Origin of the sequence: Buttiauxella noackiae ATCC 51607 (assembly GCF_001654865.1) — a bacterium.
GTDB lineage: Bacteria > Pseudomonadota > Gammaproteobacteria > Enterobacterales > Enterobacteriaceae > Buttiauxella > Buttiauxella noackiae.
On sequence record NZ_LXEO01000070.1, the window covers coordinates 18,186 to 41,025 of the forward strand.

The 22,840-nt window shown below is 57.7% G+C and carries 23 protein-coding genes; all 23 read right to left on the reverse strand.

Annotation, left to right across the window (positions count from 1 at the left end):
* Positions 1-32 precede the first annotated feature (32 nt).
* On the reverse strand, positions 33-539 hold the full coding sequence (gene traX / locus M979_RS21780) for a conjugal transfer protein TraX (RefSeq protein WP_064556367.1): 507 nt from the start codon (positions 537-539) through the stop codon (positions 33-35).
* Positions 536-1,732, reverse strand: coding sequence for a conjugal transfer protein TraW (gene traW / locus M979_RS21785; protein ID WP_064556368.1), 1,197 nt, complete (start codon positions 1,730-1,732; stop codon positions 536-538). Before traW ends, traX begins: the two co-directional genes overlap by 4 nt.
* A 13-nt stretch (positions 1,733-1,745) precedes the next feature.
* A complete protein-coding gene (locus M979_RS21790) occupies positions 1,746-4,823 on the reverse strand; it encodes a hypothetical protein (protein ID WP_064556369.1) in 3,078 nt (1,025 codons plus the stop codon).
* 13 nt (positions 4,824-4,836) lie between these two features.
* Positions 4,837-5,784 carry a hypothetical protein gene (locus M979_RS21795; protein WP_064556370.1) on the reverse strand — a complete coding sequence of 316 codons (948 nt, stop codon included), beginning with the start codon at positions 5,782-5,784 and terminating at the stop codon, positions 4,837-4,839.
* Positions 5,784-5,984, reverse strand: a complete 201-nt coding sequence (locus M979_RS21800; RefSeq protein WP_064556371.1) for a hypothetical protein — start codon at positions 5,982-5,984, stop codon at positions 5,784-5,786. Before M979_RS21800 ends, M979_RS21795 begins: the two co-directional genes overlap by 1 nt.
* A gap of 60 nt (positions 5,985-6,044) precedes the next feature.
* On the reverse strand, positions 6,045-6,437 hold the full coding sequence (locus tag M979_RS21805) for a DUF6750 family protein (protein WP_064556372.1): 393 nt from the start codon (positions 6,435-6,437) through the stop codon (positions 6,045-6,047).
* 24 nt (positions 6,438-6,461) lie between these two features.
* The gene (traQ, locus tag M979_RS21810; RefSeq protein WP_064556373.1) at positions 6,462-6,989 is read right to left on the reverse strand and encodes a conjugal transfer protein TraQ; all 528 of its coding nucleotides are present in this window, start codon (positions 6,987-6,989) and stop codon (positions 6,462-6,464) included.
* Positions 6,989-7,585: a hypothetical protein gene (locus M979_RS21815; protein ID WP_157093290.1), complete on the reverse strand. Its 597-nt coding sequence runs from the start codon at positions 7,583-7,585 to the stop codon at positions 6,989-6,991. The genes traQ and M979_RS21815 overlap by 1 nt, the downstream gene beginning before the upstream one ends.
* 162 nt (positions 7,586-7,747) lie before the next feature.
* On the reverse strand, positions 7,748-8,953 hold the full coding sequence (traO, locus tag M979_RS21820) for a conjugal transfer protein TraO (protein ID WP_064556375.1): 1,206 nt from the start codon (positions 8,951-8,953) through the stop codon (positions 7,748-7,750).
* Positions 8,954-8,955: 2 nt separating this feature from the next.
* Positions 8,956-9,969 (reverse strand): DotH/IcmK family type IV secretion protein, encoded by a 1,014-nt coding sequence (locus M979_RS21825; RefSeq protein WP_064556376.1) that lies wholly within the window; start codon positions 9,967-9,969, stop codon positions 8,956-8,958.
* Between the two features lie 23 nt (positions 9,970-9,992).
* Positions 9,993-10,685 (reverse strand): DotI/IcmL/TraM family protein, encoded by a 693-nt coding sequence (locus M979_RS21830; protein ID WP_064556377.1) that lies wholly within the window; start codon positions 10,683-10,685, stop codon positions 9,993-9,995.
* Positions 10,686-10,695: 10 nt separating this feature from the next.
* Positions 10,696-11,127 (reverse strand): hypothetical protein, encoded by a 432-nt coding sequence (locus M979_RS21835; RefSeq protein ID WP_157093291.1) that lies wholly within the window; start codon positions 11,125-11,127, stop codon positions 10,696-10,698.
* 19 nt (positions 11,128-11,146) lie between these two features.
* Entirely contained in the window at positions 11,147-14,233 is a 3,087-nt protein-coding gene (locus M979_RS21840; protein ID WP_064556379.1) for an LPD7 domain-containing protein, read from the reverse strand.
* Between the two features lie 11 nt (positions 14,234-14,244).
* Complete coding sequence (gene icmT / locus M979_RS21845) at positions 14,245-14,505, reverse strand: IcmT/TraK family protein (RefSeq protein ID WP_064556380.1); 261 nt, start codon at positions 14,503-14,505, stop codon at positions 14,245-14,247.
* Positions 14,502-15,662 (reverse strand): plasmid transfer ATPase TraJ, encoded by a 1,161-nt coding sequence (traJ, locus tag M979_RS21850; protein ID WP_064556381.1) that lies wholly within the window; start codon positions 15,660-15,662, stop codon positions 14,502-14,504. The genes icmT and traJ overlap by 4 nt, the downstream gene beginning before the upstream one ends.
* The gene (locus tag M979_RS21855; RefSeq protein WP_064556382.1) at positions 15,659-16,441 is read right to left on the reverse strand and encodes a type IV secretory system conjugative DNA transfer family protein; all 783 of its coding nucleotides are present in this window, start codon (positions 16,439-16,441) and stop codon (positions 15,659-15,661) included. The genes traJ and M979_RS21855 overlap by 4 nt, the downstream gene beginning before the upstream one ends.
* Positions 16,438-16,890 (reverse strand): DotD/TraH family lipoprotein, encoded by a 453-nt coding sequence (locus M979_RS21860; protein ID WP_064556383.1) that lies wholly within the window; start codon positions 16,888-16,890, stop codon positions 16,438-16,440. Before M979_RS21860 ends, M979_RS21855 begins: the two co-directional genes overlap by 4 nt.
* A gap of 95 nt (positions 16,891-16,985) precedes the next feature.
* Positions 16,986-18,380: a shufflon system plasmid conjugative transfer pilus tip adhesin PilV gene (pilV, locus tag M979_RS21865; protein WP_064556384.1), complete on the reverse strand. Its 1,395-nt coding sequence runs from the start codon at positions 18,378-18,380 to the stop codon at positions 16,986-16,988.
* Entirely contained in the window at positions 18,377-19,015 is a 639-nt protein-coding gene (locus tag M979_RS21870; protein ID WP_064556385.1) for a prepilin peptidase, read from the reverse strand. Before M979_RS21870 ends, pilV begins: the two co-directional genes overlap by 4 nt.
* A gap of 2 nt (positions 19,016-19,017) precedes the next feature.
* Entirely contained in the window at positions 19,018-19,497 is a 480-nt protein-coding gene (locus M979_RS21875) for a lytic transglycosylase domain-containing protein (protein ID WP_064556386.1), read from the reverse strand.
* Positions 19,498-19,545: 48 nt separating this feature from the next.
* Positions 19,546-20,127, reverse strand: a complete 582-nt coding sequence (locus tag M979_RS21880; protein ID WP_064556387.1) for a type 4 pilus major pilin — start codon at positions 20,125-20,127, stop codon at positions 19,546-19,548.
* A 92-nt stretch (positions 20,128-20,219) separates the two neighbouring features.
* Positions 20,220-21,335 carry a type II secretion system F family protein gene (locus tag M979_RS21885; protein WP_064556388.1) on the reverse strand — a complete coding sequence of 372 codons (1,116 nt, stop codon included), beginning with the start codon at positions 21,333-21,335 and terminating at the stop codon, positions 20,220-20,222.
* Complete coding sequence (locus M979_RS21890) at positions 21,328-22,839, reverse strand: GspE/PulE family protein (RefSeq protein WP_064556389.1); 1,512 nt, start codon at positions 22,837-22,839, stop codon at positions 21,328-21,330. The genes M979_RS21885 and M979_RS21890 overlap by 8 nt, the downstream gene beginning before the upstream one ends.
* Position 22,840: the final 1 nt, after the last annotated feature.

Sequence of the window (22,840 nt, forward strand, 5' to 3'; positions counted from 1 at the left end):
GCAGACCGGGGCAGGGAAAAAGGAGTGGAGAATTACCAGCTCAGGATGGATGTCAGCCAGCGACCGGTTGCGCGCCATTCCTGGAAGGTGCCGAGATTGCCGGTCTGTAACTGCCACAGGCGCAGCTGGCATTTGAGGGCACCACTAAAGAGCAGGGCGCAGAAACCGGTCAGCGCAAACAACATGCTGCCCGCCCGCCACAGGATCAGGCTGTCCAGTGTGGTCGCGTTGACCAGCACGGCAAACAGTAACGCCAGGGTGAATATGGCTACCGGGATAAACAGCAGTAACCACAGGCGTTTTCCGAGCCTGAAACGTGCTGTCAGTTCCTCCCGGGTACGACCGCTTGCGCTCACCGCTTCATCAAATGTCAGCGCCAGATCCTTCTCTTCACGATACCGACGGCGGAGGTCTTTGACCTGTGCCATTTTTTTCGTTCCAGCATAGTTAAGGGTTCGCAGGACCCAACGGACTTCAGGTAAAGGCAGAAGGAGACTGGCTGCCCGCCAGGAGTATTTTTTTGCCGTTCCTGGTTTCATTCGCGTGCCGCTCCTGTTGATACCTGTTGTAGTTTCTGTGCCATGCGCGGTTCGTAATAATTTGCGCCGGCAATACTCAGTTGCTGGCCCGCCAGAATGGCGTTCTCCTGCAATTGCTGGCGAATACTGAGGAGCAGGGCATTCTGCAGACTCTGAATGCGGATGGATTCCCGTGCCAGGTTGTCGCCGTCCATTTCCTGCAGGTCCGTCAGATAATCGGTATTGGCATAACGTCGGTTGACTTCAAAGGCTTCAAATTCACGCTGGGACATCATTCCTGACCGTCTGGCTTCGGGTGAGGCATTTTCATCGAACCAGGCTTTACTGGAGGGGGACTGCAGGGCTTCTTCCAGCACGTCCTTTGTCGCTTCGCTGGGCTGACTGCCGGCAATCATGGCCAGTTGAGGTTGTTCGGCCGCACTCTGGATGGCTTCATGCTGCGTCGCCATGCCCAGATACTGTCGACCGGCATCGGTTTTGATTTCACCCTTTTTAAGAGTGCGCCCCACACTTTTACGTACCGAGTTTTTCATGTACATCATGGCGGCATCGGTCTGTTCTGGCGTAAACGTCAGTTCAGGTGCCTTGTCCTCTTTACCCGCCCCAGCCAGTACGGAGCGAAGTTGTTTGTCGCCCCCCGGCAGTTCGGATTCGCGTTTGCATATCTCTCCCCAGGCCTGAACATCCGACGCTGTGCAGTACTGGCTGTGAACATTGGCGGTGGCAAACAGGTCCTGTTCCGGTGCCGCTGCCTTGTTTTCCAGCACCTTTTTCACGGCCGTATTACTCACGGCTTTGCCGCTGGACAATTTTCCCTGTTTAGACCCGGACTGACGGTTTATCTGTGCGGCCTGACCGGAGCCCGACTCACTGCAGATAGAGGCCGGTACGGTGTAACTGCGGCGGGCGGTTTCCAGATTTTGCGCCTGCTGCGCATAGGTGGCGAACTGCTGCATATTCTCGTTCGACTGCTGGATCATGGCAGCAATCTTGTCGTTCCCGGAACTGACCGCCCCGCCCAGTTCTCGGGTGGTGGTCAGTATTCCGGACAGGGTGCCGTTCGCGGTGCTCAGCTGCGGCACGACCTGGGTAGTGATAGGGATACTGCTGTTGACGTTGACCGTGTAGGCCAGAGCCTGGACGGCAGGCAGCATCAGGCTGCCCACACAGGCCGCAAGTAACATTTTTCGCATAGGAATACCTGTATCAGATGTGGAGGCCACGCGAGGCAATCAGCTCGGTGGCCAGTCTGTTAATGATGTTGGTGTGGTCGGATTCACGGGCTTCTTTCTTGCGCAGCGCAATCAGCCGTGCGGCACTGCCTGACGGGAAGTGTTCGGCAAGAATGGCTCTCGCTGTGCGCCCGTCGAGTAGGTCATACAGCAGGTCACGCAGGGCGGCATCTTCCGGTGTTGAGTTCAGTGCCCAGAGTTCTTTTGGGCCGAGGGTGTTTTTCAGTATCTGTACCATCCTGCCCGTCTTCAGGCGGAAGCACGCCAGAAATGCGGTCCCGCTTCCGTCAGGTGCGGCACCACTTCCCATTCTGCGGAAGGCTTCAGCGGTATGACGGGGGACACCGAAATGCTCCGTCAACAACGGCAGGTCTTCATGAGATACCTGCATTAGGTACAGGGAGTTGGCCGATTTCAGAATGGACGCCGGGAAGTGGTTCAGATACTGCGAGCTCAGCACGGTACGGATAAAGAATTTCCTGTTCTCCAGGTCCTGCGTCTCCAGTTTTTCCATGATGAACGGAATGTCTTTAACATTGTGCAGCTCGTCATAGATTTTGGTTTTCACCTCCTGTGCCAGCTGGGTGAGCCGGTCATGATGAAATTCACGGTAGGCCGGTGCGAGCAGATCCATGAGTTCGTTACGGTACTGCGGCAGCTCAAAATGCCCGGCGGCAATCTGACCGGCAAACAGGTACATCAGCCCGGTGCGCAACTGACCGGCGCGGGTTTTGCCTCCCACCACGTTATTCAGGTCAATTGCAATCACGCGGGTATTCGGATTGAGCTCAAAAGCGGTGCGACCGGCGAGCATTTTGTAGGAGCGCAACGCATCGGACAGGCAGCGACCAATATAGGAGATGAGCGACTCATCGCTGCCCTTGCGGGTGATACTGCCGTACTCGGTGCGGATATCCTGGCTGTTTAGCTGTGCCTGCAGGTCACTGAGCTCCGGCATCGCCTGGTAGTGTGCGCGGGTGGCCGCCTGAATTTCGCCGCGAGTAAACAGCAGGTCACGGACTTCATACCAGGACGCCATCGCCCACCATGACGCATCAAACTCGCTGTTGAGGCCGGTCTTCTCCAGTGCCTCATCCACCCCCGGCTCCACCGACGGGGCATAGCGTATCGGGGTCACCTCGGCATTATTTTTAAAGGCGATATCGATAACCTTGCTCAGAATTTGCCGGCAGTCCTGGGCATTGGGCGGCATCCCCGTTTCCGGATCGATACACAGTGTTTCGCAGATATTGAGCTGGTATTCCTTCTCCGGAGTCAGCGGATAACGGGCACCGAGCTGGACATCAAACGGGTTCTTACAGAACTCACGGCTGTTCTCCAGGACCACGCCCACCACTTCGTCCTGGCGTTCAGGGGACAGGGCGTCACGGATAAGCCGGATAAGCCCCTGCGCAGAAAACCCCTTGTCCACATACGACAGGTAGGGCAACTGGTTCTGGCCAGAAAACAAAATAGCCTCACTCAGTGCACCCAGCATCACGGACTTCCCGGTTCCGGGCTCGCCGGCGACCACTTCGGTGAATTTGGTTTGCAGACTGCTGGCCAGTCGGACCGGAATGGGTTTGCCGTCGGTGCTGCTGAACACAATGCTCGCATCATCGTCCCACGGCGTGGCCGGACGCTGCAGCGGCAGCAGGGCCAGTGCGGCGGACAGCGGCGGAAAGAGCAGGGACGGAATGCTGAGCGCATTCGAGCCGGCCAGTGTGGCCACCCAGGCACGCAGCGGATCCCCGAACGTGCTGGTCACCTCACATACCCCCCAGGACTCCAGCCCTTTTTTGAGCAGGGTGCGGTTACGCTTCACCTCTTCCGTGGTTCGCCCCCATGTACTGGCGCTGATGGCCATGGCACAGACCGGATCGCTCTGGTGTGTGCCTTCCAGCCACTGTACTGATTCATACACTCTGCGTAGCGGCGGGGCGAGAGCTGCCAGGCTCAGGACCATGCGCTTGCCGCCGAGGACATCCAGACCGCCCGGCATGATGTCCATACGGACCCGCCAGGGCAGTTTCGGACTGATTTTGGCAAACAGCTGGCTGAAAGTTTCCGGTTTCTGTGGTCCGAGGGATAACGCCAGGGTGGCGTGCCAGTATCCGTCGAGGTGCATCAGGTTGCCGGCAGGCTCCGGTTCACTGTTAAACAGCTGGTAGTTCAGGTGCGAGGCCAGCAGACAGGAGTGATCCTCTCCTTTGGGCAGGCCGTGTGGCCAGCGGACATCCCCGGGCAGGAACGGACGCCAGTCGGGTGAGGTACTTTCACGTTCAACCTGCTGGCGCAGATGGCCACCAAACTCATGCGCTGTCATCAGGCGGATGCGGGTGCTGAAATCCCCGCGCGCCAGCTGGTTTTCCAGCGTGGTGATAAAGGCATCATGACGAATTTTGAGTCCTTCGAGTGCCTGGAACTCCGGGTTCTGGCCAAAACGTGCGCCCGGAGCCTTATTGAGCAGGGCCTCGCGGCGTTTCTCTTCATCACGAATTTCAGTGGTGCTCAGGGCGTTTTTGGCAGTGTAAACAACCAGAAACGCACGCTCACGGGCGACAAAAGGTGCCAGCTTCTCGATGCGCTCATCCAGAATATCGGCCAGATCGAGGCCCATACGCTTCAGGCCCCGGTACTGGTGTGCCAGCAGACGGCGCAGCTCTTCGCGTCCCTTTTCCGGATCGCGCTCAAAGATGAAGCTGGTTTTGTGGCCCACCTCCTGAAACTCGCTGCTCAGGACGGTGTGCAGGCGTGCAATGTAGGCGGAAAACAGCGCCGGATCACGGCGTTCTTCCTCGGTCACGGCTTCCTGCTCGTTAAACTGGCAGTAAGTCCCCTCTATTTCAAACACGCTGGCGTAATGGCCATCGTGAGTGACGAAAATATACGGGGAGGCTATGTCCGGTCGGCGTTTGCGGTCATCGTCTGTCAGGCCGATGGTGGTGCGTAAATCACAGTAGCGGGCGAAGTCCTGGCCCAGTGCGTAACGTGACGCCCAGGCAATGGCACTCTCCACCCCTTCCAGGGCGGTGATTAATGGGTTTTTCATGGCGTAGTTCTCGTCAGTTCTGGCTGTGGTACTTCTTCAGACGGTCAGACCAGGTTTCCGGGGAAGGTCCCGTGAGTGCCGGATGGTTCAGCAGCGTGGGATTCACGATCAGCACCATGTGGCGCAGACGTTGCTGGAGATCTTCACGAATAAGCAGACTGGCCTGCATCAGTGCCTGACCAAATTCCCCGGGGTGACTGGTTCCCCAGAAGGCTTCCGTTTCTTTGCGATGGCCGGTAAGCCAGTTCAGGATTTGCGTGGCACCTTCTTTCTGGCGTGCATTTCCCTGTGTACGGGCAAGGATGACCGCCCGCAGCAGCAGGCTGACATCAGCGGCCGCAAGCTCGGGCAGGTATACCATCACGCCATCATTCGCCCCCAGCGTGTTCAACCGGTGGCTGAAATGACAGACCGGGCAACTCACCCCCAGATTTTCATCGGCATGGTTTTCCGGATTGTCATCGCGAAAAATTAACGCGTTCGCATCATGCACACACCCGCAGGCATCACAGCGGCCCGCCGTCAGTTCGCGGGCTCGCTGGCACAACGCCGGTGGATGGGCCTCGCTTTCATGCCCCCAGACCTGCTGTTCGGTGCTGAAGGTCTGGTATCGGTGCGGGACGGTCAGTCGAACCATTTCCGTGCTGTTTTGTCGCCAGCGGCGCAGGGATTTTTGCAGTGTTACCCGGACCGCTTCCCTGACATCCGACGGCGGCAACGTCAGGCGTTCGAGATGGTCACACAGGCTGTCGACGGGGATGAGATACACGTCGCAGTCATAGCCATTTTCGTGGGCCACCTTCCCGCAGTGATAAAACAGTGATTCCAGTGGCGCCAGCAGTGCGGCACAGGCGGCATTCTGAGGTTCGTCCCAGCTCAGTAGCGGGTCATCGAAGTCTTCCGTGCAGGGGGCCAGTGTGAGGGGCCAGCGCAGCAGAATGTGACGTAAGAATACGCTCATTACTTATCCTGCCCCGGTGTAAAGACACCGATTTCCGCCACGACGCGCCCCTGCTCCTCGAGCGGAACCTTGAAGCCCATTCCGATATGGTCAGCGACCGCGCGCAGTACCTGGTTTGTGACATCCGTTTCCCGACGCGAGCCCTTTTCGGCCGCGAAGATCAGGTCATGTTTTTCTGAATGGTAAATGACAATTTCCATGGGCACTCCCGGAATAATGAGGAATAACCGGCGGCAAAGCCGCCGGGACTGCAGGGGATATCAGAGGTCAACCGGGTTGAGTTGCAGGGTGGACTGACCTTTTTTAATGAACTGGTCGATGGCGATCAGGATGCAGCCGGCACCCAGTGGTGTGAGGATCCAGCCCCAGGTGATTTGTGGGTTTTTCTTTTTGGCCACCCACAATACGATGCCGATAATCACCAGGCCGACCCCGCCAAATTTGGCAAATTTCAGCAGGCTGTTGGTCGAGCTTTCGGCACCGTCCGCGACGTTATCGAGCATCCCGAAAATACCGTCATCAGCATGAGCCGGTAAGGTAACCGAGCCGAGCATCGCGGTGAGCGCCAGCGTGATGCGGGTATGCAGGGTGCTCATGGCCAGCCAGACACGAACCCACAGACGAACAGAAACGGACAGAATGAAATTACGCATTTTTACTACTCCATTGTTTAAAGGTTAATTCCAGGTCAGACCCAGAGTTTTTTGCAGTGCATCAAGCAATTGGGGATTGCAGAGCAGCAGGATGCCGGTGATACCCATCACCATGCCCGTGCCGATATCCTGCCTGGCGGTCAGGCCGGTGTGGCCATCCACCAGAGCGCGACGGGCTCTGACAACGCCCATGTAAAAGAACAGCGCGCCGACCGCGCGCAGCAGGGTGAGAACGGCATCGACTGACAGCTTCGCGTAGCCAAGCGAGTCCGGGGCGTAGGCGATAGCATCAAACGACACATCTCCGAACCCCAGCGTCTGGGCGGCCTTGTTCATCATTTGCTGAAGAGCAATCAGGGCCGACCCGGTAACGACGGCGACAACCACTTTCATGCCGCTGACTGGTTTACCGGACCGACTGCGGATAACCGTGGAGACGAGGGCGATGATGCAGCCCCCCAGACCGACAAACACACCCAGTGCGAGGATCAGGTTGATCCCGCTGGTTTTCAGTTCGCCGGCCACATTGACGAGTATCTGTACGACGTCCATCAGCCCCCCTGACGTATCACGCCACGACTGGTCCTGACTTCGCGACGGATGGCATCAATGGCATCAATCCTCATCCCGTTCAGGGTGTCGCCCGGATAGACGGCCCAGGTGCTTTTGCCGTCAGACAGCCAGGCCATACCCGGATAAACCGAGTTGATTCGCCAGCCGGTGACGCCAGAACGGTGTGCTGTTGTGGTGCGAGCCGGGGTGCTTCTGGCCACCGGTTTGTGGGACGTGGCTTTACGCACGGGGGCGGCCGGGCTGACTGGCGGACGCGGCATCTGCTCCAGCGCTTTGATACGGGCTTCCAGTGCGTCAATGCGCTTATCGCTGTTGTCCTGGCGACCAGACAGGCTGGTCACTGACGCTTCTAGATCCTTGTTGCTCTCCGCTTCCTGCTCCGGCGATACCGGGACCGGTTCGGCGGCAGGAGGGGCGACATCCGGTATCACGGACGGGGGGGGTGTCAGAGGTTCTACCGGCGCGATGCTTTCCTGATGTTGTACCGGCTCGTCCACTAAATGGCTCTGAGGTGTCGGTTCAGGCCATAAGGCATAAACCAGCAGGGCGACGATCGCCGCTGCTCCGCCCAGCACGGCGGGCAGGTCGTAGCCGAGGATCTGACGTTTCGGCTTTTCCGTTCGTGCGGGTGAGACGCGTTCCTCCGCACTGACGGCGGGCTCCGGAATATCTTCAGACAAAGGGGTGACCGCCGGCTCAGGGCCGGGATCAAAAAATTCCTTACTCATGGGAAGTCCTTAGCGTTGAATGGGTGCCGTGGCGGCAGCCCGGGTCACGTTGTCACTGGTTTTCACTGCGGTCATAAAGAGCAGGGCCACCGTCTGGCCCCGGTAGACCAGCACCTGTTTCACCGGCAGGCGCTGTGCATCGCTGGCGATCACCTGACCGGCCTGTTGTGCGGCACCGCCCACGATGGTCCCGGCCACGGCTTTGGCATCCGGCATCCCCGTGCGGGCTTCGATGTTGTCATAGCCATTGCTCAGGATCTGCGTGTTGGCGCTGGCATACAGCTGACCCGCCAGTCCGAGCCCTGACGCGATGGCCGGCAGGATAATGCGGGTGGCGTAACGGTTGTTAACGTCGCTGGCGACCGAGGACTGCAGGGTGTCGGGCATGGCGGCCCACACATCGACATTCCAGGTGTCACCCTGCCATTCCATGCGGTTGAAGTTGATGGCCACACCGTCGCCGGCCAGCTGCACGCCGTTGGCCAGTAACGTGGCCCCGGCATACGGTCCGGACGGAATACGCGCCAGCACCTGTGAGCGGGTGTTGTCCGAGTCGACGGCGGTTTCTATCACTCCCCCGGGGCGACTACCGGCAGGGATAAGGACCTGCACCGCGACGGTGGCCGGCGCACCGGGGGGGCCTGCTGCTGTCTGCGGTGACAGGCTGTCGGTCCACGCGGACCACACGTTGCCTTTCGTTTCCGTTCCGCCCGCCTGTCCCGGTTGGCCGGTCGCATTTCCCCCTGCAACACTGGCCAGCTGACCGGTGGCCGGCTTGCGCTGCTCCATCAGTTCCGTCAGCAGATTCTCCAGCGCCTTCTTCTTATCCGGATCCATGCCAGGTTGTTGCACATAGTTCACCTGCTGGACGGTCTGTGCCGGCTCAGGCGGAGGTGGAGGAGGTGGCGTCATGACGGGCTCCTCGCGCGCGCCGCCGGTGCCGACTGAAGCAATAAAACTGGCGTTTTCTTCATGTGCCTGTTTTGCGCCATCCTCATTGTTCGCCCGCAGCACCTTGCTGTACTGCGGACTTTCCGGGGTGACGGTGCCGGTGCCGTTGGCCGCTTTATCGACCGATATTTTCGATGCCTGCTCAGGCGGAGCACTCAGCCAGGTCGCCAGCAGGAATCCGCCGGCGATCACTGCAAAGGCCACACCACCGATGACCAGTCCGGTTTTTTTCACGTCCCGGCCGACGTCTTTTTCAGCGTCCATAGTTACTCCAGAGAAATGCCCAGCCAGACGGTTTTACCGGCCACAGAAAAGGCCAGTTCCGGTGCCAGAGGCAGTTTGTATAAAATCGTGCCGTCGCCGGACGCCTGGGTGAGTTCAAACTGATCGCGCAGTTCACTGCGGGTGCGGACATACAAATCGTCGCCCATCTGCCAGACCTGCGTGGAAGGCACATCCCCCTGCGTCTTCAGACGCTTTGCACTGGCAGGGGGTACGCCATCGAGAAAGGCCTGCAGTGTCGGGTTGTTCAGGTCAATTTTCGCCTGACCGGATGGCATGACGCGGGCCGCCGGGCCACGCTGTGGAATACGCAGATCCAGGCGACTGTCGATGATGCGCGAGGCGGAACCATTGTCAGGCTCACCGCTCATGGCATTGATGATCACCGGCACCGCCAGCCCTTTCAGATACACCGTGATGTTGCCCTTGTCGTACTGGCGCAGGGCCTGCACGGTCATCAGGCTGCTCTCAGGGATAAAGGTGACACTGAAACCTTTCTCATTACTGTTATAAGGCGGGACGGATATCGGCCACGGGGCGCCGGTATTGTCAGTAAACATCACCGTGCTGCCCTGATTGATGGCTGTCCGAACGACCGGAAGTGAGCCGCCCGGGGACAGATTCACCGTCTGGGTTGAGATGCGCGGGACGACGTCGGCCGCCTCCCAGGCACGCCCCCGAGCCCCTTCATCAATGGCCTCGTGTACGCTCTCCAGCTCGGTACGACTGAGGGGCGCAACCTGACCTTTTGCCCAGGCTTCTGCTTCAGACGGTGAAGGCGGCGGCGGGGACTGGCGCAGCGGGGCGGTGATATCGTTGCCCGCCTGTGGTGCCCGTGCCGTAGGTTGTGTTGCGGGTTGTGCCGGGGCGGGCGCTGCCGGCAGGGCCGCCGTGGGGTTCTGGCCAGAGCTGGCGGTTCGGGCCGGTTCCCATTCTGCTGAGCAAACAGTAAAGGCAGGCAGCAGCAGGGCCACCGCCATCAGGGAGTGTCTGAACATAATGTTTATCCTGTGAAAACGAACTAACGGGCGTCGCGGGTGACGATAGAGGAGACTTCAATGCCTTCCGGCTTCTGGCTTACGTCGGCACGCTGGACACGGACCGTAAAGATAAAGTTCTGCGCCGGCAGACTGCGGTTCTGTCCATCCAGACTTAACGTGACCGGATACTGGATTTCCCATATATAGGGCCCGTCCCCCAGTCGCCCGCGCCGTTGTATGACCCCTTTACGAGTGACGTTGGCCGACATCAGCATTTTCTGGTCTTTCACGGCCGTAAACAGGTTAGAACTGGTCAGGGCGGTGTAGTAACTGGCAAAACCGGCTTCTGAAAACTTCTGCTGAAGACTGCTTATCTGCGTGCGGTAATTGCGGAAGTCGAGCTGGAAGGCATCCCGTATCAACTTGTCGCCAAAGGCAACGACGTCATCATCCCGGTAGGCCGGCTCTGAGGTCGGCACCTGGCGCAGGATGCTGCCGTTATACGTGGCAAAGTATTTCACCGGTGGGTGCGCGACCTGCCAGGCGAGCCAGCCCGTCAGTGGCATCTGCAGCAGGCAGAGTGCGCTCGCGACCAATGCTACGGACAGTGAGCGCCGGGCAAATCCGGCATTTAACTGATTCTTTTGTTGCAGTTCCAGTGCAGCCAGAAAGGGGTTCGGTGTGGTTTCGTTCGTGGAAGAAGCCTCCACAGGGGAGGCTTTGTTTTTGTCCATGTCAGTCTCTTCAGTTCAGGGAAATAAACGAGCTGCCGTTGCCGCCGGAAGTCTGACTGACCGGCGCGGTTCGTGCCGGCGCTGCGGGTGATGTCTGCACGCGGTATGACGAGAGTTTGGCCGTGGGCAGGTTGCCCCAAGGGTCAATCGTTGACGGGACATAGTCGTTAATTTTATCGCGCGCGGTCTTACAGATTTTCTGACCAATCTGGTTGAGCACGTTCGTTAAATTCGGGAACGTCGGGGCCGTAATGGTGGTCGAGATGTTCCCGAGACAATCACTCAGTGACGTCGAGACAGTCTGCTGGCGCTTTGCCCAGGCATCGGCTGCCGCTTTTGCCCGGTTGTATCCGGCTTCACTCCCCACCTGTGCGGCGGTCGCTGCACGACAGGAGGCGGCATCCGCAGCCGGACTTAACGCCAGAACGAGAGTCGTTATCAATAATTTGTTCATGGAGTCCTCACATTGGCTGATGTTGCATGGCCGGCTTAGCCTGCTGACGCGGTTGTGGGGCAGCCTCTTCCGCTTTAGGTGGCGTGTATGCCTGCGTGAACCCCAGTTTGCTGTGCAGTGCCGGCGGGATCTTTTCCGGGCTGACCAGTGGCACGGCAAATTTCGGTGCGTCCTTTCCGGTGAGCTGGAACGCAAAGGTGTCGTAATTCACCTCCGCACCTTTGAGCTTATTAACAGGTGACGCGTGTCCTATTGCGTGCAGTGAGCCGTCGTCGCGCACGGTATTGAGCGCCAGAAAACGGTTCCCGTCTGATGTCGTACATAAACGGCCCAGGACATGACGCAGTTCATTTTCATGACGGACAACACCCTGCAGGTAGTCGCCGTGGCCTTTCACCAGGTGGGCCAGCACCTGTCCGTCTGCATCGAACGCCTGCATAACGAGTGAGCCGGCGGCTTTAGATTGCACGGGAACCGGCGTATTGGCTGGCGCCTGCTCCGGGGCGGGCTGTCCTTTACCGTCAGGGCCGGTATAGAGCAGGCTGTGTCCCTGAGCGGCCGGTGTGGCCAGTGTCAGGTTGGCCTGCTGCATGACCTGCGCCTGAATCTGCCAGAAAGCGTTACCGTCATAAGCGGCCAGCTGGGCCGGGGCGACCTTGTCCGGGTTGTCGGTCAGTAACTGGTTATTGACGGCCGGGGTGATGTTCCACTGATTCCGGTGGGTTTCGTGTGGCATAAATCCGGTCACCACGCCGTCCTCATTTTTGACCGGTACGTTAACGGTCACCGCTGTTTTTCCTTTGAACTGCAGCTTGACCAGATCGCCGGGCTGCTTCCCGCTGTCAATCAGTGCCTGCTCCAGCTCCACGCCCCAGTAGGTTTTCGCTCCCTGCTTAGTCCGCATTGTCACGTAATAACTCGGCGTGTTTTTCTCATTGAACTGGTAAGGCGCCGGACCGGCATCCATCAGTGTTCCGGTCAGGCCAGCACGGAGAGTCTCACGCTCGATGACGCTCATCGGCTGGGCAGGTTTCTGCGTTTCCGCTGCATCAGGTACGGCTGACGGGGCGGCAGTCGGTTGTGCAGGTGCGTTCTGTGCTGCCGGCGACGGAGATGGGGTCACGTCACTGACCGGTGCCTGCTCAGGCTGCGTCATGGTCATGCCATTATCTGGTACTTTTTGTTCATTCCGGCTGGCCATCAGGGCTTCAAACTGGGCTCGTTGCTCCGGACTCTTGAGGTGGACCTCAATGTTATGGTCGGCTATCAGCGTCAGTGTTTTGGTTATGAACTCCGGAGAGCCGGTGACTTCGATCGCGCCCCGGTTGTTTGCCCGGGCAGATAACAGGGCAGCAAGGATCATGCGGTCATTCTCGCTGGCTTCCGGGGAGGCCATGACAATGCGGTCCCCGTAATCCCTGAACGCGTCCTTACCCTCAAGCGCATACACCCAGGTGTTACCATCCTGCCGGCTGGTCAGTCCCTGCAGCAATTCATCCAGATCGATGCGGGCGACGGTGGGGGCTTCGGTGTCCGGTGAGACATCACCCGGCAGGCGACCAAACGTGAAGGCAAATCCATTTTCGGGGGCGGTCAGCTCATCTGCAGGTTGTGCGGTGGTGGCTTCCGGCATCGGCTGCTCAACCACAGGCTCTGCAGGGGTGGCTTCTGGCACCGGCTGCTCAACCGCAGGCTGTGCGGGGGTGGCTTCTGGCACCGGCTGTTCAATCACAGGCTGTGCGGGGGTGGCTTCCGGCACCGGCTGTTCAATCACAGACTGAGTAAGGGTGACTTCCGGGACAGGTGATGCTTTCAGTGCATCGTTTTGTGTCTCGGCCAGATACTCGCGGTAAATATCTTCTTCCACAATTGTGGTTTTATCTGAATCAGACATGGATAAGGTTTCCTGTACAAATGAGTCACGCCAGCCAGGGATGAGTGGGTCCAGAACAGGTGCCAGCTGGTCCCTGACGGCGTCCAGTCCCCGGGAAGCGTGAATATCGTTAAAGTCACTGAAGGAAGCGGTTTCGGCAAAAGCCTGCGCACGTTCACTGTCGGTAAAAGCCGGTATGACGTACACACCCCCGATATTGCGCGCGGCTTCTTCTGCCTTCAGCAGGCCTTTGTTGTCCTTACGGGTAAAGTCGTCTTCTCCCAGAATGATGTGCGGGACACTGGGATGTGTCTCTTTGAGTTTCTGTGACACTGTCACCATGTTTCCGGCATCCACCGTCATCACCACGGGCAGGCCGGTGGCCATATTCAGGCTGGCGGCCGTGGCATAACCTTCTGCGTAAAGCACCGGCATCCCCGGAACCAGCGCGCCACCTACCACAAAGAAGTTGCCGCTCTTCTCGGCGTCTTTCTTTAGATTCTTTTTGCCGTCCGGATCGATGTACTGCAGAGAGCGAATATTGCCGTGGGTGTTACTCAGGGGGATAACCAAATTGCCGTACTTATCCTGTCTGACGCCGTCGGTAGCCGGGACGCCTTTTCTGAGCAGATAGCGATGGTCATCGCCCGGGGCAGGCATTTTTTCCCACTGACGGGTCAGGTTTTTGCCCATCCTGTCGAAGTCTGCCAGCTCCTTTCGTTCCCGATCCCAGCGCTTTTGTGCCTGCAGTGCTTTCTGACGGATGGCGTCGTTCGGGTCCCAGGTGAAACTGCCGGTCGAGGTCCAGTTCACCTTACCTTCGCTGGCGCGGTGGTTCTGATACCAGCCCGCTGGCCGACCATCGAGATAGCCCCGATACACCCCTGACTGCTTACCGTCACTGTCCTCTTTAGTCGGAACCCGATGAAGTTTGCCATCCATGAGGGGAAGGTCATTGAGGACGAAATCGGCGTCTTCCAGGACTTTAGCGAACTCCTCCTGGGGAGACAGGTCTGTTCCCACGGTGACGGTATTACCGGCGACGGTGTTTTCCGGCAGCCACTCCTTTATGCGTTCCAGGTCAGCGCCATCTTTCGCAAACCAGAGTTTTTGTGAGCGATCATATTCAAGAGCGTTCTCACCGTTTGCCAGCTTCCCTGCAGCCCGGAGGGCGACAGTTCGGTTATCCGGCAGAATGGTGAGATACGTGCGTTTTTGCATGACGACCTCCGTTATTCAAAGAACTTGCGATACCACCACGGGCGACCGGACAGACGCTGGCCACGCAGGCGGTAGATAAGACGCTGCCAGAGCACCGTCAGGGTGAAACCAAAAATAGAGATGACTTTAAAGAAGGCGATAAGGGCAGTGACTATCCACAGCGTCATCGTTTCGGGCCACTGAAACCAGGCCAGATAGAGCGAAAACATCATCACCGGAATGCCGAAGACTTCCAGGCGCCTGCCTGCATCCCGCCAGGGGCAGATATTCATGTTGTGGCTTCCCTCCGTGCTATTTCCCGCGCGCTTATCACCGTCAGTAACTCCCGACGGTCAATCTGTGCCTCACGATACAAACGCCAGGCGATGTCACTCATGCGGCGTCCGAGTCCTGCCAGATGGTTATCAATCCAGTTTCGCCACTGGGTATAAGGCAGTTTCCCCAGTTCGTGACGGACGTGGTCGTCAAACACCAGATACTCACGTACCGCCTGACGTTTGCCGTTGGTGGTGCGTAGCAGCCGCTGGGCAATGACGTACTGCAGGTTGCTCAGCAGGTTGCCGGCCATGGCTTCACGTTGCCCTTCCGGAACCAGCATCAGGGCGCGGGGAATGGTTTCCCCGGGTGAGTTGGTGTGCATGGTGGATAAGCACAGGTGACCGGACTGACCATTCATCACGGCACCACTGAGTGTTTCCGGGTCCCTGATTTCGCCCACGCCGATAACGCCAGGCGCACGACGCAGGGTCAGGCGCAGGTGTTCGGCAAATGTCGGGATATCGCGGCCAATTTCTGACTGCTCCGGCATCAGTACCGCGCCGGGGAAATTGAGCAGGAACTCAATCGGATCTTCTGCGGTCACGATTTTGCGGTCCGGATCATTCAGGGCGCAGTACTGATAAATCGCCGCCAGCAGCGTCGATTTGCCGGAGCCGGTTTCACCGACCACCAGGCCGATACCTTTATGTGGCAGCAGGTAGGGAAACAAATCGGCTTCAAGGCCCAGCGATTCCAGTGCCGGTATCGCGGTTGGAATGGTTCGCAGGGTCAGGGCCGGCACCGTGTCGTAATCCCCGATAGTGGCCTGCACGAAGTTACAGCGAAAACGCAGACGTTCCCCGCGCGCCAGTCCGTGTCGCTGCGCCATATCGCCGGTCAGTTGCAGGGTGCGGTCGATACCCCGACCGGCCTTCAGCTCTCCTTTGATCTGCTCAGAAAACACTTCATCCATCAGGCGTTGTAACTGAGGAGGTTCGACACGGAAGACACTGGCTCTGACTTTGCGGCCATACACATCCACAACCAGCGGTCCGCCGCCCTGAATAAAGATGTCTGACACATTGTGTCGGGCGCAATGGACCAGGAACTGACAGAATGTTTCGCTGTTCAGCCCGCCATGTGCATGAAAATCGAAGGATTCAAATGTCACTGGCTCTCCTTACGTACCGAAGGTTTCCAGGCTTTTTTATCCAGCACGAAACCACTGTGTTTCTGGATCTGTTTCACCTTGTCTCCGAGCATCAGTTCTTCTGGCGTGCCGGTCACGGTCTGCTGAGTTTCCTTCACATCTGGTGCGGTGATCATGCCCTGCTGGCGTAGCGTCGAATAACGCAGCATCCCGGTGTAATCACGTGTCAGGCGGTTAAAGTTGGACTCCAGTGTGCGGTCAGCACTTTGCCGTCCTTCATCCCAGCCGGTGCGGATAGCAGCTTGCCAGACGTCACGCTCTTTGCTGTTTTTCGGGATCACGCCTGGGTCCGGTCGTTCAGGTTGCACGGCAAGGCCGGTCAGCAACCAGGTGCGCCAGCCCGGCGGGTTACTGACAAAACGGGCCGGAGACAGAATGTTATAGGTGCGGTATGCCGTGCGTATCTGGTCAGGCGTGATGTGGGCGGTGTCTTTCGCGGTCACAATCACCGGGGGCAGATAACCCTGGCGGCTGATGAGTGGGCGAAAATCATAGGTCCGGCTCAGCACATCGTCGCGGTTCGTCAGCGCCTGACGAAGCTCGAATGCCCGCTGTGCTTTTCCTCCCTGGAAGCCGACGGTGTGTCCGGCATCATTAATCATCTGCCATTCTGTTTCGCTCAATCCGTTGAAATCATTCTTCTCAGGATTGAGATAGGCAGAGATATCCGGGGGCGCCTCTGCTGCCAGACCCGGCAGGGCAACGCCGAGCAGAAAGGCGACTAACAGATAACGCGTCATACGGTACGATCCCCTTTATCCGGCAGAGAAAAATGCAGGCGCAGCTCGATACCGCTCTGGCTGAGTGTGGCGCGCCAGCCCGTCTGTACCCGTATCAAATCCAGCACCTGGTTAAAGGTCATGTCCGTCACGTAAATATTGACGGGTAAGGGCAGGCGAGTGCCTGAATACACCAGGCGATATCCCCGCTGTCTGGCCAGCGTGTTAAGCAATTCCACGGCATCGCCATCCCACGACAATGTGATCCGTTGGCTGTTTGCCGTGATTTGGCCCGGTAAGGTGGGGGATATCTGATTAATCGCCCCAGCCTGATGCAACCGGTACATGTCAGACTGGCGTTCCTGGGTGGCTTGCTGAAGCGCGTCGGGAGTGGAGGGCAGGCTGCTGACGGGAGCCGACTGACAGCCAGCCAGCAGCGGCAACAGCGCCGCGAGTACGTGTCGTTTCATGGTGAAGTCCGTGAACTAGTGATAGATGCCGGCACGCAGGCCGGCGCTGTAATGGCAGAGGTGAAGTGAGGGTGGAGTGATAACTGACAGCCAGTTTATGAGCAGCTAATGATGAAACTGCACTTTCCACTCAGTTCTCCCCGGTTAGAGCCGGGGTAAAAATTGTATTCATCATAATGACCACACTTAACAACCCGATTTGAATCAGCTGCAGCAACTTGTCCTGCAAAATAATTAGGTTTCCAGCCGTGTGGGTTTTCACTGTTACTGACACTCCAGGAGCACTGGTTCTGGCTAAAACCACCCGGTAACGGGATCTGCTGCCCATTAGCGACAAGACCCGTGAGTACAGTGCTCCCCCCTGATTTTTTCCACACACCGGATTGGCAGGAAAGTACGCCTCCGGATGGATCACGGCCAAGCAGCCCGTTTGACGGACATGCCGTACCGGCCGTTCCCTGACCATTGATCTGAACATATTCACCCGCCGTAACCCTGCCGCTGGACTGAAGAGTGCCATTGGACTGGATTGAACCTGCCTGCATCTGGCCGCCGGTATAAATGCCTTTGTTGTTATAACTTCGGATCCACTGACTGTCAGACATATACAGGCCACCACCGTGTTTTTCACTGTACCAGCCCGTATCTCCCGTGGTTCTGTACCAGCCACCGGTATAGGTTTCCCCGGAGGTACGGGTTGTTTGTGCATTCAGATTATTGGTTGTGATGGTCGTGGCCGACAGGCTTCCTGAAAACGAACCATTCTGAGCGTTCACGTTTCCGGAGAAATTTCCCGTCTGCGCATTCAGGGTGCCGGTGTTGTTCAGGTTATTTCCGTTCATATCGATGGCCGCGTGCATCCGGTTCAGTTCCGGTCGGCTCGTAATGGCATAGCGATACAAGCGGTCACTTTCCTGATCATCTGTACCGAGGACATCCGAGGATAAGTAGCTGGTCAGTCGACCCGCTTCGCCAGTCAGGCCGTAACTGCCCAGGTTGAATTTCCAGGAGCCATTTGCGCCTACAGCCTGATTGGCGGTCGGGATATACCCGCCGGAGCCTTCCATGATCTGGGAGATAAAGCGCATACCTTTATAAGGGATCGCCGTGCCGCCCCGGGTCAAGACGAAGGCCGTCAGTTTTTGCGAGGCTTTCGGGTTACGGGTGACCGCCAGTTCAAAGGACTGGGAGGCAGAGTTTCTCAGCGAAAAGCCATCAGGCAGATAGCCCGCCTGTTGCAGCTGCGTTCCGGTGAGCTTCACGGTACCGCCACCCGAAACCTGACTGACCAGCGTATCCCGGTTATCGCGAATGTAGCTTTTGGCCGCTGTGGTGATGGCATTCATGTGTCTGGCCTGCAACGTCCACTCCAGTTCATCGACATACTGGCTGTAACGGTTGAGACCAAAGATACTGACAAACATCACCACAACCAGCGCAATGGCCACTTCAATACTCAGAATGCCACGGTGGATTTTTTTCGTTTTCATAAGACTTCCTGTAGCGAGATGAACGCCGGCAGTGCGGCGAACAGGCAGAGGAACGGACCAAACGGCAGATAGTGTTGTTTCCAGGCGGCCGGCAGGGCAATCAGTAACGCCAGGAGCGTGACCAGGAGGACATCCTGCAGCGGATACCACATCACCAGTGCCGTTATCAGCCAGATATCCCCGAGTCCAAACATTTCATGCCCGGCGAACCTGGCGGCAATCTGGCGTATCAACAGCAGCGGGAAAAACAGACACAAGCCTTCTGCCACTAACTGACTGGCTCCCCGGTCGGGTATGAGCAGCAGAGAAAACACGGCACCGGTAATGGCCATCGGTGCGGTGAACGCAAACGGCAACCAGAAGCGGGCCAGATCTAAAGACGCGAGCGCCAGACACCAGGCACCGACCAACAGCGCCCTGAATTGTTGTGAGGGAGCCAGTAATCCCGCCAGTCCTGCCCCGAGTACCGCCACACACAAGGTCAGCCACATTCCCTGCAGGAGCGCGCGTTGTGGTAACTCAGATAAGGTCCCGTTTTCTGCCCGCGCAATGTAGCGGGCAGTGAGCGACAGGACGCAGCGGCCTGCGCCATACAGCAACAGCAGACCAGTCATGAAAAACAGCAGGTCAATCATGGCTACCCCTGACCCAGTTCCCGGCGATACCGGTCATAGATTTTTCGGGCGTAGTTCATGCGGCGTGTTTCCTGTGTCTGCGTGGTGGCAAACCCGGCGTTATACGAGCCCAGACATGACCAGCTGATGCCACACACCTGAAGGTGATTGGCCAGCACCCAGGCGCCAATCTGCACATTCAGACAGGGATTGGTCAGCAGTTCTTCTTTTGACTTCAGCACACCCATCCGGATGAGTCTGGGGACGTGGGTGTCATTGACCTGCATGATGCCGTAATCCCGGCTCACCACCTTGCCTGCTTTATTACGGTTAATGTTGACGGCCTTTGGGTTCAGGCTGCTTTCCTGTCGGGCAATCGCCTGCAGGAGCCGGGGGTCAATCTGGTAACGGGCGCCGGCCTCGTTAAAACAAAATGCCTGGGCGGGTAACGACATGACAGCGGTCAGGAGCAGCGTTGTCAGCGCCCCGAAAATGATGTTCATGGCAGAGTCTCCGGCGGACAGAATGGCGTCTGTCCGCGTGGTGAGTTATCAGGTCATGCTGGTAAAGCGGAGGGTGTTGGTGCCGGCAGAGCCGTTATCTTTTGTACACTGGGCCCCTGCGGTGGCCGAGTTAACAATACCGACGGTCTTGCTGCCGTTAATGGCGGTTTCACCAAAGGACTGTGACAACTTGGACGCCAGCGTAGTACAGGCCGTCATCGGCACCAGGTTGGTGGTGACGGTGAAGCCTGTTTTGCCCCCGGCCGCTGTCGCAGGTTCAACGGTCACGGCGCCGCTCCAGATGTTCTGCAGGGTGGCCGTGCCGCTGTCTCTCGCTCCAATGACGGACATTGACCCCGGCGCACCGCCGAATTTGATCAGTGTTCCGGTCATATCGGTGGCGTTGTTAAACGTATACAGACCGTTATCTTTCAGAAGGCGGCGGGTATTGACCGCAATCTCCTGGGTATTCGACATTTCGGCATTAATGTCGTTTTTCCCGAACAGTCCTCCTGCATTCAGGAAAATAGTGATAGCAGCAATGGCGATGACGGCCAGCACAATCACCATCTCAAGGGAGAGCACACCTCGGTGTACTCTTACGGCGGGTTGAGTAGAAAAGTCACTCATGATGTTTTCCTTGTATTTACGGTGCGGCATTGGCCGCGAAGAAGCCCGGAGCGGTCTTTGCAGACCACCCTGCGGCGGGGTGAAGAAGAGAGTTACTGACCGATCTGGTCGGCCAGGGTATTGAGGTCCTGAATAACAAGAAGAAGCAGGATCATGTAAATCCCGCACAGTGCAAAACACAGCATCGAGAGCCGCATGATGCGGCGTTTCATTGCTTTCACGGTATTTTTGAGCATGTACTGAGCATAACGGTCGATGATCAGCTGGCTGTTATCACTGTTCTGACCGGCCGTCAGCAGAACCAGTTTGTTAATGGATTCCCGTGACGGAAAGTGATAACCCGCGTTATACAGCGCCTGTCCGAGGTGGTCGCCGGCATTGACCTGACGCCGGATGGCGTTGAGTCTTTCCAGTAGCCAGGGTGATGCATGGGAGGCAAGTTTGTTCAGGGCTTCCAGTGTTTTCACGTTCGCCCCAAGCAGGGCGGCCACATTGAGCAGGAAGACCACCCCCTGAAAATCCCGGTAAAGGGACCAGGGCATCATATGATCCAGGACACGCCGTACCTTCCCGGTGACATTGGGCAGTGACCAGATAGCCCATGCCAGCACCAGAAAGGAGACAATCGCAAGATACAGCCCCTGTTCTGCGACAAGGCTGGCACTGGCACCCAGCCACCACATCCCTCCGGTCCAGAGTTCACGGGCAAACATGCGTTCAAGTGGAGGAAGAAAATGATCGTTTATCATGACGAGAAGACCGGCGACGACACTCAACAGGGTGAACGGATAAGCCAGCTGGCTGAAGACGCTGGATTTCATCTCGTCGATGCCGCGCACGACCAGCGAGGCACGCTCCAGCGCTTCCACCATTTTTCCGTCCTGCACACCGGAGCTGATGATGGCGCATTCCCCACGGGGAACCCAACCAGCCAGTGCCCGGTCGAGCGACTGGCCGTTTTTAATCCCGTCCAGAATATCTTCAAGCCAGACTGCTGCCCGGGCCGCCGATGCCCCGCCGTTACGCGCCGTCGTCAGCATATTTTCCAGTGCGATATTCAGACGTAATTTATTCCCCAGTAAAAAGCCGAGCTCTTCATAGAGTTTCAGCCGGTCACCGGTGGAAAACGTTTTTCGGTAGATCCAGCGATTGGCCAGTCTGAGTGAGATGCGGATCTCGTCGGGCAGGCCCGCGTACTTTTTATTCATTGACGACCTCCGCGATGTTCATCCGGCTGTCTTCATCCAGTGAGCAGATTGACTGTGCGGCCCGTGGGTCGACGCGCCCTGCGTTGATGAGCTTCAGCACATGGCTATTACGGGAAATGCTTCCCGGTTGCTGTAGCCAGTAACGTCGGGCGGCCAGTTTTCCCTCATGGCGATAACGCTGCATAAACCGCGCATCCGGACGGATAATTTCCGCGACCACCTGCCGGCCTGCCACCCCGCCTTCGCAATGGTCGCAACCCTCTGCGTGACGAAAGCGGACGTTGTCGGTATCGCAGTGCGCTTTTATCATGGCGTTCTCTTTCTGGGGCAGCATGTTCTGCACCGTCTCCCAGTCCTGACAACAGTGCGGGCACAGCACCTGCACCAGTCGCTGGCTGATAAGACCGATAAACAGCTGTGGATCGGAAAGCAGTTCCGGGCGCACATCCAGTGTCAGCAAGCGCTCCAGGATATTGATCGGGTCATTGGCGTGCAGAGTGGATAACACCAGGTGGCCGGTCATGGCATTGGTGACGCAAACGTTAGCCGAGAAGACATCACGCATTTCCCCGACCATAATGGCATCCGGGTCAATGCGCAGGGTGTTGGACAGAAGCTGACGCCAGACACGCAGCACTTCATCAGGGTTGTTTTTGTCCGCCACAATCGGGCACTGGACGGCACCGATGATCCGGCCTTCCGGGGGATCTTCATAGGTCACCAGGTTTTTGTGGTAGTCATGCTGGATCATGTACATGGACGCCAGCGTGCGCAGGGTGGCACTTTTACCCGAGCCGGTCGGGCCGCTCAGGATCACCACCCCTTCAGGCACGTTGAGAATGTCCTGTAATGTCTCCTGTTGCTCCGGCAGGAAACCCAGTTCAGCCAGGCCCGGTGGATTTTCACTGTCATCTTTAATGAGGCGCATCACCGCATGGATACCGTATACCGTGGGGGTATGGGAGTAACGGGCGCCAAACAGTTTCATGCCCTGCAGGTAAGACGCCTTGATACGCCCATCCTGTGGCCGGCTGCTGTTAAACTGCGCCTCAGTGACGTCACACATGGAAAGTATGATTGTCGACGCCATGTTTTCAGCTTCCTCCTCAGACATGGAATCCACCTTGAAGAGTTCACCGTGGATACGAAACTTCACAATGGCCAGCCCGTCTTCCCCGATAGCCAGATGAATATCTGACGCTTTTCGCTCAACCGCCTGCCGGAATAACGCCACCACCTTACGTTGTGGTGATGTCAGTTCCATCCTGACGTCGGTCGGGAGTCCCTTATTCATGGCGTGAATTTCATCAAGCGGGACAGTAGAGAGCGGGATGTCCGGCAGCCGGCGGGTAATTTCCCGGACCAGCGCCTGAATATGTGCCGTGTTGCGGTAATTATCGGCAATGTACAATGCGGGTTCAGTCCGGCGAAGATGGACCTGTGTGGAGACAGACGCTGGAATGGTAATGTCCGCCAGCACATCCGGTGTTGTGTGTAGGATCATG